This window comes from Actinophytocola xanthii, from assembly GCF_001921205.1.
Lineage (GTDB): Bacteria > Actinomycetota > Actinomycetes > Mycobacteriales > Pseudonocardiaceae > Actinophytocola > Actinophytocola xanthii.
On sequence record NZ_MSIE01000097.1, the window covers coordinates 22251 to 32085 of the forward strand.

The 9835-nt window shown below is 67.0% G+C and carries 11 protein-coding genes; 4 read left to right on the forward strand and 7 right to left on the reverse strand.

The genetic code is table 11. From position 1 onward, the window contains the following. Nucleotides 1-40 precede the first annotated feature (40 nt). The gene (locus tag BU204_RS34605) at nt 41-943 is read left to right on the forward strand and encodes a helix-turn-helix domain-containing protein (RefSeq protein WP_075130031.1); all 903 of its coding nucleotides are present in this window, start codon (nt 41-43) and stop codon (nt 941-943) included. Next, entirely contained in the window at nt 906-1076 is a 171-nt protein-coding gene (locus tag BU204_RS34610; protein WP_083661894.1) for a DUF397 domain-containing protein, read from the forward strand. The genes BU204_RS34605 and BU204_RS34610 overlap by 38 nt, the downstream gene beginning before the upstream one ends. Here the strand turns inward: BU204_RS34610 and BU204_RS34615 are convergent. Together BU204_RS34615 and BU204_RS34620 are read right to left on the reverse strand one after the other, a co-directional pair. Next, entirely contained in the window at nt 1060-2541 is a 1482-nt protein-coding gene (locus BU204_RS34615; protein WP_075130033.1) for an FGGY-family carbohydrate kinase, read from the reverse strand. The two genes, BU204_RS34610 and BU204_RS34615, sit on opposite strands and share 17 nt — an antisense overlap. Then, on the reverse strand, nt 2534-3946 hold the full coding sequence (locus tag BU204_RS34620; RefSeq protein WP_075130041.1) for an L-fucose/L-arabinose isomerase family protein: 1413 nt from the start codon (nt 3944-3946) through the stop codon (nt 2534-2536). Before BU204_RS34620 ends, BU204_RS34615 begins: the two co-directional genes overlap by 8 nt. A gap of 106 nt (nt 3947-4052) precedes the next feature. Between BU204_RS34620 and BU204_RS34625 the strand changes: the two genes are divergently transcribed. Together BU204_RS34625 and BU204_RS34630 are read left to right on the forward strand one after the other, a co-directional pair. Beyond that, the gene (locus BU204_RS34625; RefSeq protein WP_075130034.1) at nt 4053-5045 is read left to right on the forward strand and encodes a LacI family DNA-binding transcriptional regulator; all 993 of its coding nucleotides are present in this window, start codon (nt 4053-4055) and stop codon (nt 5043-5045) included. 71 nt (nt 5046-5116) lie between these two features. After that, nucleotides 5117-5701 carry a DNA-binding protein gene (locus BU204_RS34630; protein ID WP_075130035.1) on the forward strand — a complete coding sequence of 195 codons (585 nt, stop codon included), beginning with the start codon at nt 5117-5119 and terminating at the stop codon, nt 5699-5701. 117 nt (nt 5702-5818) lie between these two features. On the opposite strand, the gene BU204_RS34635 is transcribed toward BU204_RS34630, so the two are convergent. Genes BU204_RS34635 through BU204_RS39610 form a run of 5 tightly spaced genes read right to left on the reverse strand, consistent with a single transcriptional unit; the run spans nt 5819 to nt 9548 of the window. Beyond that, a complete protein-coding gene (locus tag BU204_RS34635) occupies nt 5819-6892 on the reverse strand; it encodes a hypothetical protein (RefSeq protein ID WP_075130036.1) in 1074 nt (357 codons plus the stop codon). After that, a complete protein-coding gene (locus BU204_RS39605) occupies nt 6885-7268 on the reverse strand; it encodes a YunG family protein (protein ID WP_143229962.1) in 384 nt (127 codons plus the stop codon). Before BU204_RS39605 ends, BU204_RS34635 begins: the two co-directional genes overlap by 8 nt. A gap of 18 nt (nt 7269-7286) precedes the next feature. Continuing rightward, nucleotides 7287-7979 (reverse strand): nucleotidyltransferase family protein, encoded by a 693-nt coding sequence (locus BU204_RS34640; RefSeq protein ID WP_158073557.1) that lies wholly within the window; start codon nt 7977-7979, stop codon nt 7287-7289. Further along, nucleotides 7957-8598 carry an HD domain-containing protein gene (locus BU204_RS34645; RefSeq protein ID WP_075130038.1) on the reverse strand — a complete coding sequence of 214 codons (642 nt, stop codon included), beginning with the start codon at nt 8596-8598 and terminating at the stop codon, nt 7957-7959. Before BU204_RS34645 ends, BU204_RS34640 begins: the two co-directional genes overlap by 23 nt. After that, complete coding sequence (locus BU204_RS39610; RefSeq protein WP_143229963.1) at nt 8595-9548, reverse strand: hypothetical protein; 954 nt, start codon at nt 9546-9548, stop codon at nt 8595-8597. The genes BU204_RS34645 and BU204_RS39610 overlap by 4 nt, the downstream gene beginning before the upstream one ends. Nucleotides 9549-9835 lie beyond the last annotated feature (287 nt).

The following is a 9835-nucleotide window of genomic DNA, read 5'->3' on the forward strand; positions in this document are numbered from 1 at the left end:
CGAGCGGAGGATGTGGACCTGGCGGGCATAAGTTGCGCACATGGGACGGACCAATGCCACCGCGTGCCACCGGGAGCTGGGCGCGGAGCTGAAGAAGCGGCGCGAGGCCGCGGGACTGACGGGACAGCAGGTCGCTGAGCACACGGGCTGGCACCGGACGAAGGTGTCGCGCGTGGAGAGCGGCCACTACGCGATCAGCCCGGTCGAACTGATCCACTATCTGGCGGCCTGCGGGATTCATCGGCCGCGGGAGTTCGACGATCTGACGGACCTCTGTCGGCAGGCACAGCGCGACGAGGGCTACTGGATCGGCCGGCATGCCAAATGGATGGAGGAAACCGGAAGCTCACTGATCTTCCACGAGTCCACCGCGGTCCAGTGCGTCACCTACGAGCCGGTGCTCGTGCCTGGCCTGTTGCAGACCGCCGGCTATGCGAGGGCGGCCCTCTCCCGGCGGTCGATACCGCCCGCCGAAGTGGAGACCCTGGTTCGGACGCGACTGGACCGCCAGCAGGTCCTGTACCGGAAACACCGCCGACCTTTCGCCTTCTTCGTGCACGAGCAGGCTCTGCGCTTCCTGGTGGGAAGCAGGTCGAACATGCACGACCAACTACTGCACCTGGTCCTCATCGCGGGCTTGCCGCACGTGAACTTCCGGGTCATACCAACCACGGCAGGGGTGGGAGCCATCCTGGGCGGAGCCTTCCGGCTCTTCGAGTTCGACCAGCACCATCCGCTGGTCTTCCTCGACGGGATCACCGCCGGCCTGTTCCTCGAAGACGAGGGGTACGTGCAGGAATACCGGTCGGCCACCGCCGACCTGGACGCGCTGGCTCTCGATGCGGGAGAATCCCGGGCGTTCGCGGCCGAACTGGCCGACGCGTACGACCGAGGGAGCCGACGGAATGCCCCCATTTACCAGCTGGAGGAAGAGCACTTTTAGCGACGAGTCGGACTGCGTCGAGATCGCGCTCACTCCCGAGTTGGCCGGGGTGCGCGACTCCAAGAACGCCGACGGCCCGATCCTCTCCCTCCCCGCGACCGCGTGGCAGGCACTGCTCACCGTCCTGCGTTGAGCTGCTCCTCCGCCAGGAAGTGCGCGACGTCCTTCGTCGCCGGGTACAGCTCGCGGTACCTCCGGTAGTACTGCTCGTACCGCCCGTCGCCGGTCGGGATCACCGTCTCGGCGGGCGGGTTCCACGCCTCGAAGTCCACCTCGGTGCCGGTCGCGACCGCCGCCAGCATCGCGTCACCCAGGGCGGCCCCGACCGTCTCCGTCGGCACCTGCTGGGGCTGGCCCGCCACGTCCGAGACGATCCTGGTCCAGAGTCCGCCCCGCGTCCCCCCGCCGACCGCGACCAGGCGGCGCGCCTCTCCCCCGGCCTCCCGCATGACCTCCAGGTTGTGCCGCACCCCGTACGCGATCCCCTCCAGCGCCGCCCGGTACAGCTCCGCCCGCCCGTGCGCCAGCGTCAACCCGGCGATGACGCCGCGCGCCGACGGGTCGAAGATCGGCGTGCGCTCGCCGGCGAAGTACGGCAGCAGCAACAGGCCCCGGCTGCCCGGTGGCACCGCGGCCGCCTCCGCCACCAGCGACGCGAAGTCGCCCCCGACCAGCCGGCGCAGCCAGTCGGTCACCGCGCCGGAGGTCGCCATGCCGGCCGCCAGCGACCGCGTCCCGGGAAAGACACCGCTGGTGGTCCACAGGCCCGGGTGCGGCTTCGGCTGCTCCAGCACCTCGATCAGGAACATCGTCGTGCCGTACATGACCATCACGTCACCGGGCTCGCGCACGCCGACGCTGGTGGCCTCCGCCCACGCGTCGACCGTCCCGGCCGTCACCGGAAGGCCCTGTGGCAGGCCCGTCTCGGCGGCCGCCGCGGCGCTCACCGTGCCGACGACCTCGGTCGGCCAGGCCAGGTCGGGCAGCGCCAGGTCGGGTGCCACCACGCCTGCCCAGTCCCGCGCCCAGCCCAGCTCGTTCTGGTCGTACATCGGGTCGCACTGGCTGGCCGAGTGGTGGTCCAGGACGTACCGGCCGGTCAGCCGGTGCACCAGGTACGAGCTGGCCATGAACAGCATCTCGGTGCGCTCGTACACCTCGGGCTCGTGGCGGGCGAGCCAGCGGAGCTTGGGGCCTACCGCCTGGCTCGAGAGCGGGGTTCCGCCGCGGCGCAGGATCTCCTCGGCACCCAGCTCCTCGGTCAGCTCCGCGATCTCCACCCCGGCCCGGGTGTCGACACCGTAGAGGATCGCCGGGCGCAGCGGGCGGCCCTCGGCGTCGGCCGGCAGCAGGCAGGGGCCGATCCCGCTGACCGCCAACCCCGCGAGGCGGCCCTCGGCGGCGCCGAGCAGCTCGCGGGTGATCGCCAGGAAGTCCGCCCACCACACCGCGTCCGCGTCGTGCTCGACCCAGCCGGGGTGCGGGGTGGCGGTGCCGTGCTCGCGGCTCGCCCTCGCCAGCACCTGTCCCCGGCCGTCGACGAGCACGCCCTTGGAACTGGAGGTCCCGATGTCGACCCCGAGGTGGAGGTCAGCCACGGGTGAACTCGTCCAGCGTGATGTCCAGCAGCTCACACACCGCCCGCAGCTCCGCGCGGCGGTCGCCGGGGACGGCGTGGATGTGGTTGGCGCCGAAGCGGGACAGGAACACCTCGGCCGGGGCGTCGAGCCGGGCGAAGGCGTGCGGCCACTCCGGTGTCGACATCTTCATCAGGGTCTCGGTCGTCGCCTCGTCGTAGTTCTCGAACTCGCCCAGCATGAGCTGGAGCCGGTAGCGGCCGTCGTCGCGGGTCAGCCGGGCGAGGGTCATCTCACCGGGTGCGGCGACATGGTGCACCGACGCGCCGCCGGCCGGGAAGAAGAACACCTCCGGGTAGAGGTGGACCTTGGCGAGGTTCTCGGCCGGGTCGTCGCTGCGGGCGGCGTACCAGGTGGCGTGCTGGCCGGAGTTGCAGAGGTCCCAGATGTCGCGGTCGCCGTGGTAGTGGCGCACGTCGGCGAACAGCACCGGTGTCCCGGCCAGGTGCTTGAGGATCTGCATCGTCAGCGCACCGTCCATATCGGCCTCGGTGGCGCAGACGTGTGTCTCCTTGGGACCGTTCCAGTCGTACGGATCGTTGAGGAAGGCCTCGGCGACGTCCATCGTGGCGAAGTACTGGGTCAGCTCCGGCTGGCCCTTGATGCCGGTGAAGTCCAGGTTCCACTCGTCGATCAGCTCACGCATGGCGAGGTAGGAGCCGATCTGGCGTTCGAGGAGCTCCTCGGTGAGCTTGGCGCCGTCGTAGTGGACGTTGGCGTGCCGCTCGAGCCACTGCCGGGCCTTGGTCTTCTCCGCCTGGTCGGCCGCCTCGGCCCGGCGGACGATCTCCCACTGGTCGATCTCCTCGACGTCCACACCGAACAGTCGCTGCCACTGGTCGGTGTTGGCCACGGCGGTGTTCATGCCCATCGGCCGTCCGCCGATTCGGCCGAAGGTCTGCCCGCGCAGCTTCGCCACCGCGCCCGCCGCGCCGGCACGCACGCCGATGGCCGCGACGAGGTCGGCGTCCTGGGGGTCGCCCCAGAGCCGGGTGTGCCGGCGGCCGACCTGGTCGAGTGCACCGCCGGCGGCCAGCATCCCGACCATGCCCGGCTGGACCGGGTCGATGTTGGCGAGCAGCAGGAGCGGGCCGGTGAGCTGGCCCGCCGCGAGCATGGTGAAGTGCGGGAAGGCCCAGACGCAGTAGTGCAGGACGGTCAGGTCGACCCGGGCGGCCTCGATCTCGCGGGCAAGCGAGGTGGCGAGGGTGTTCGAGGAGACCGGCTCGGCGACGCGGACGACCTCGTGGCCGGCCGCCTCCAGGCTCGCGACCAGCTTGTCCTCGTTGGTGCGGATGAACTCGGCGATGCCGCCGTGGACGTAGTCCCGCCCGTCCGAGATGTTGAGCACGCCGATCCGCGCCACGCTGACCTCCCACACTGGAGTAATCGTTTACTCAGACCGTATTCTCGGTCCCGACACGTGTCAACCGCCCCGGTAGGGTCTGGCCCAGGCGTGAAAGTGAGGCTAGGTGGCAACGATCAGTGACGTCGCGTCCCGGGCGGGCGTGTCCACCGCGACCGTGTCCAGGGCGCTCAACGGGAAGTCCACAGTGGACCCGGAGCTCGTGGCGCGGGTGATCGCCGCCGCGCGGGAGCTGGGGTACCAGCCCAACGGACCGGCGCGGAACCTGCGCCGCCAGGAGGCCGCCGTCCTCGCGCTGATCATCAGCGACGTGGAGAACCCGTTCTTCACCGCGATCGCGCGCGGCGTGGAGGACGTCGCGCACAAGGTCGGGTACTCGGTGGTGCTCTGCAACGCCGACGAGAACGCGGCCAAGGAGCGCCGCTACATCGACGTGGCCATCCAGGAGCGGGTGGCGGGCGTGATCATGTCGCCGACGTCGACGGCGACCAACATCGACCCGCTGGTCAACCGCTCGACGCCGGTGGTGGCCGTCGACCGGCCGCTGCCGGGGCATCCCAGCGACACCGTGCTGGTCGACACCCGGCTCGCGGCCAGGGAGGCGACCGAGCACCTGCTGGCCCGGGGCTACCGGCGGATCGGCTGCGTCACCGGCCCGTCGGGCGTGCGGACCGCGGAGGACCGGCTCGCCGGCTACCGCGACGCGCTACGGGCGGCGAACCAGCGGGGCTCGACCCGACTGGTGCGCCGGACCGAGTTCCGGGCGCCGGGCGCGAACCGGGCGGCCCACGAGCTGCTGGCCCAACCCGAGCCACCCGACGCGCTGCTGGTCGCGAACAGCGCGATGGCGATCGGGGCGCTGGGGGCGCTGGCCGAGCGCGGACTGCGGCCCGGACGCGACGTCGGCGTCGTCGCGTTCGACGACGTGCCCTGGGCGGCGCTGGTCGATCCCCCGCTGACGGTCGTCGCCCAGCCGGCCTACGAGATCGGCACGGTCGCGGCGCAGCTCCTGCTGGCCCGCGTCAACGACGGCGCCCGTCCCGCGACGACCACCACCCTCGCCGCGCGCCTGATCGAGCGCGGCAGCTCGCACCGCTGAGGCCCAATTTCAAGAAATCGATTACCCAGCATGATCCGCACGAACCCGCACGCTCGTGCTACCGTGAGGACATGCGCCCTTCCCTGAGCGAGATCCTCGCCAGGGCCGGCCTCCGGGTCGACCCCGAGGAGTTCCTCACCCTGGTGGAGGACGCCGCACGCCGCCTCTCCCCCGCCGACCCCGACCCGGCCGAGTACTTCGCCCCCGCGCAGCGCGCCGTGTTGAGCGACGTCGGGCTGGACCTGTCGCCGCGCCGCCCGGAGGAACGCGACTCGCGCGCCCGGGCCGTCGCCGCCCAGGCCGTGCTGCGCGACACGGCGCTCACCGTGGCCGGAGCCGCCGAACGCATCGGCGTGGACACCAGCCGGATCCGCCACCGCCTGGCCGAGAACCGCCTCAGCGGCTGGAAGGATCGGGGCGGCTGGCGCCTACCGGTGTGGCAGTTCACCAACACCTCGGTCCTCCCCGGCCTCGAAGCGGTCCTCCGAGCCACCCCCGACGACCAACCACCCCTGGTCGTCGCCGCCTTCATGACCACCCCCCAGGCCGACCTCCTCCTCGGCCAGGACCCCACCACCCCCCGCGACTGGCTCCTCTCCTCCGGAGACCCCACCCGAGTAGCCCGCCTCATCGCGACGCTCGGCACCCCCGCCTGAACCCTCTAGGCGCAGTGCCACGAGATCACCGCGGGTTGGCTGAGCAAGGCAATTGGACCCAGCTTCGCATTTTCTCAAGCTGACGGGTTGATTCAGCGATGTCATCGCCATTGAGTGTCACGTGCCCAGCCCACGACTTCGCCGCCACCACAGCCCGAGTCCCACCGCGGCCGCGCCGAGCACCGCAAAGACGATTCGCAACACCAAATTCTGCCCGCTTGCGAGAATCGGTGGCAGAGCGATTGCGCTCGCTGCGCCGATACCGAGCGTGGGCGCGAACAGGGCTACCGAACGGGCCGGCCGGATCGACAGCGGTATCCGCACGGTCGGCCCCAGTGTCGGCTCCGCTGTCCTGATAACGAGCTCACCCCTGGCATGGCTCTCGCGAAACGGCGGGAACAGCCGGACCGGGATGACGTCGTAACGAGAGCGAATGACGATCTCCTGATCGGTAACCACTTCAAGCGCTTCCGGCGCGGTCACACTGATCCTCGCCGGTTCTGTGAGCGGTTCGTGATGGAAGTGAGCGACGTTTAGAACGTACTCTGTCCCTGCCACGAACGGCACCGATCCGTTCTCGTCGGGTTGGACCTGCTTACTAGACTCGGTCTCGATCGAGGTCACGCGGAAATAGGTCCTGGCCCTCTGGTATGCGGGTACTGACGGGGTCAGGAAACGGACAAGTGTCTCGAAGTCCCGGCCTGCATCGTCGGTAGGAGCCACCAGTCCTTCGGGTGACCCACCTGTCGTCGCGTGCACCGCGTGGTCGGGGTTCGCCTCGACGAGCAACTGTCTCAAAGCGGTCGAGTACTGCTGCACCGCTGCCGCGCGTTCCGCCGAAGAGTTCTGTGGTCGATCCGCAAGGGGCAGGTATCTACTCAGCCTAAAGTAGACGATATAGGTGTTGCCTTCGACAAGCGTGCGCACGACGGTCCCCTGCCGCAAAGGGATGAACACCGCTGGGTGAAACCCGGCCGCGTGCTGCAAAGAAAAATGAACAACGACTTCACATCCATCCAGCTCTTTTCTTTTCCAAAGCTCCCGCGTCTGGTTCGATATGTACTTCCCCTCATAGCGGAAGCGATGATGGATCCCAACCGGACTGGCCACGATGTCTATCGCGTCACTGATGTAGAGTTCCCTGATGTTCGAGGTGAACAGGTGGAGCCAAGAATCGCAGACGTCAGACAATGTTCTCTCGCAACTCGAACTCCGCCGTCACCTGGGACAGCAGTCGTTCGTAGCGACTTCGCGTTTCAGAATTATTTAGCAGTCGCTCTCTCTGTTGCACACTGACGTCGGTCGGAACAAACCGAGAAAACTGCTCCCTGGTCAGGTCGATGTCACCGTCGGGCAGGCGGTTCCAGTAGTGTGAAACCGTTCCAACCTTCGCTCGAATCAGGTCCCCACCGAGATACTCCTGGATGACAAGAGCGGTCACCGCGCACTGACCGAGTGCTGGATTGCCCGAGGACCACGCGGGATCTACGGAGGTCGCTGCCGACCACCGGCTGCGCAGTGCCGCGAACAGTCGCTGCCTGCTGACCTCGCCACTTCCCTCGGCCACCGTCCGAGTATAGCGAGGTCAACCAGTAGGACCAACCCCTGTTCGCCACGAGCGGTAATGGGCAACGGCTGCCCGCAATTCGGGACTCAATGATCCATTCGCTATCCGAGAGAGCGTTACACAGGACACATCTGCGATGTGAAGGTCCTGGATCGTCAGACCGATTCGCAGGCTGTGGTCGACGACGCGCCGCAGAAGTGCGGCGACAATTTCCGGCGCAGCATCCCAACCTGCTTCGAGCAGGCGGGTCCTTCCGCGCAGGAGATCACGGTAGCCGTCGTTCGGATCTATGACCGTTGCGCAGTTGAGGGGCAACGCGAGCGAGTTGCCCGACATGTCCGCACACTTGAGTGCGTCTGGCAAGGTCAACGCGACTCTGGATGGTGAGGCTGGCGGGAATATATCTACGGTGATGCCATCTCCCAACTCCACGCGTGGATTGCCGAAGAGCGTCTCACCCAGCACGTATCTATTGCGCAGGTCGGATGCCAACTTGCTGATATCGCCGGTGTAGATCAAGTCGATATCCCGTACGTCATCAGCCGCCCGACCCAGGACGAAGTCTCGCACCGCGCCGCCGGTGACGAAGGCCTGGTCCGGGTCGAGGCGGTTGAGTAGGTCGCTGGCACGCACGAACCTTTTCGTTCTTAGTAACCATCTTTGCCAGTGCGCGGTGGACAACGCCAGATCACGACCCGTCAAGTTCATCATCCGCGAAAAGGTGGGGACGCTTCGCAAACTCGGCGCACAGTTCGACAAAGATCGGCAGTAGTTTTGGGAAGGCTTCAGCGATCTTGGCATTTGCGGCCCGCTCCGTAGCGGCGTATTCGGCCCAGGTCCGCCGCAACGGGTGCGCATCCGCCAACAGCACCATCGCGTGTGGCAGCAGTTTGTCCATCGCATAGACGAATCTGCTCTCCGGCTCGTCGCCGGCGTAGTACGCGCGAAGCCGGTCGACCAGCCAGGGGAACTGGTCCTGGTTCTCGACGATGATCCGCTCGAACGCTTGAGCCTCCCTCACGCTCTTCGTGGCCTTGTCCACTGTTTCGGCATACACAGAAGTGTCGCCTGCATACACCTCCACAAAATCGTGCACGAGGGCGTATTGAGCGACCAGTCCGACGTCCAAGGTCGCGTCTATCAGCGGCGCAAAACAGCAGGAGGCCACGCCCAGAGAGAACGAGTGCTCGGCATCGTTCTCTAGGCGGCCTCGACCGTCAGGAACGAAGACCGTTCGATTTATCCCGCACATCGGAACGACGACGTTCCTCATCAGCTCAAGCAGGGACTGCGCGGACGGCCGGGCCTCCTCCTGATTGGTCGACGTCATGTGCGCTTCACTCGAAGGTACGCGTTGGGCAGAACGGTGACCATTCGATGGACAAGTGGCTGCGCGCACCGACTGGTGGAGCGAGCTAGCCACACTATTGGTGGAGTTTCGAGCATCTGCCCGATCGTACCGGTCATCACACGCCGGGTGGAGTACAGGCCCTGCTCATCGTACTGGTACGTCATCGGAGTGAGCGCAAACGGAACAAATCCAGCAGACCGCAGTGATGCTCCGTCGAACCCAAGCAAAGGGTTGAGCGCGGTGATGAACACGTCTGAGTTCCAACAACGTCTCAGCTCACGCGCCGACCAGGCGATCAACCTGCTGACGAGGTTCATAGGCAGTTCAACTGTCGCCGTGGATCTCGTCAGGACGAGTACGCTCTCCGGAGCCAACTGGCGTCGTCCGTGGGTGGCGTTAGTCAAGGCATCGAGCAGGTACTCGCGATCACAAGGAGAGAAGGAGAGACACAGGGCCGGGACATCGGTGTTTGGCGCGAAAGCGCCGACATGCACAACGGTGTCCGCGCGCTCGCAGTGGAGGTAATGTACCTCCCGCTGAAGCCATAGTCCGATCTCTCCAGGGACGGAACCGAGGCGCGGTTGCTCGGAGCGCGTGATCCGGCTGAGGGAGAGGTCGGGCAACGCCCCGCCAGCCGCGAGGTGACGATAGACCTCATCGGTCCGGCGGAAACGCTTGTCGAGACGAGCGGTGAGCATCCGTGTGGCTGTCTCCGGTGACGCGGTGATCGCTTGCCTGCTCAGTGCCGGGATGTGCAGTCGACACTGCTGCTCGGCATAGTTCTCGGGAAGTTGGAGGGCGTCCCATGCTGGCGGAGAATTCCGAGACACCACGGCGGCGAACCGCTCGACGAACGGATCTCGGGTGACCCGCAGGAGTTCCTTCCACTGGTCCCGAGGAGACAAGCTGGGCGAACGTCCGTCAGTCATGTTCCCCCGTCCGGCTGGTTGGCGCGGGCGACAACGTGAGTCCCGGTATTGCGATTATCCACCTGCGAGTCGCGCACGTTCACGCCAAAACGACGAGGTGGACCCGTCCCGCCGAGCCGGCCAGATTCCTCTGAAGGAGATCTTGCGTCTCGGAGGAGGGCTGGGAGGCGGCGTTGAGTCACTCGCCTTCGCAGGAGTTGCCAACGTTCGACGCCGACTGCCGACCTCGTCAGCACGACGACTCTGAGAACGTGTTTGAGATCTTGGTCGGCGTGGCTGGTTGATCT

What these genes read in the sequence shown, in the direction of transcription:
- BU204_RS34605 (WP_075130031.1), top strand. Translation starts at nt 41, where the DNA reads ATGGGACGGACCAATGCCACCGCGTGCCACCGGGAGCTGGGCGCGGAG.
- BU204_RS34610 (WP_083661894.1), top strand. Translation starts at nt 906, where the DNA reads ATGCCCCCATTTACCAGCTGGAGGAAGAGCACTTTTAGCGACGAGTCG.
- BU204_RS34630 (WP_075130035.1), top strand. Translation starts at nt 5,117, where the DNA reads ATGCGCCCTTCCCTGAGCGAGATCCTCGCCAGGGCCGGCCTCCGGGTC.
- BU204_RS34640 (WP_158073557.1), bottom strand. Translation starts at nt 7,979, where the DNA reads ATGATGAACTTGACGGGTCGTGATCTGGCGTTGTCCACCGCGCACTGG.
- BU204_RS34645 (WP_075130038.1), bottom strand. Translation starts at nt 8,598, where the DNA reads ATGACGTCGACCAATCAGGAGGAGGCCCGGCCGTCCGCGCAGTCCCTG.
- BU204_RS39610 (WP_143229963.1), bottom strand. Translation starts at nt 9,548, where the DNA reads ATGACTGACGGACGTTCGCCCAGCTTGTCTCCTCGGGACCAGTGGAAG.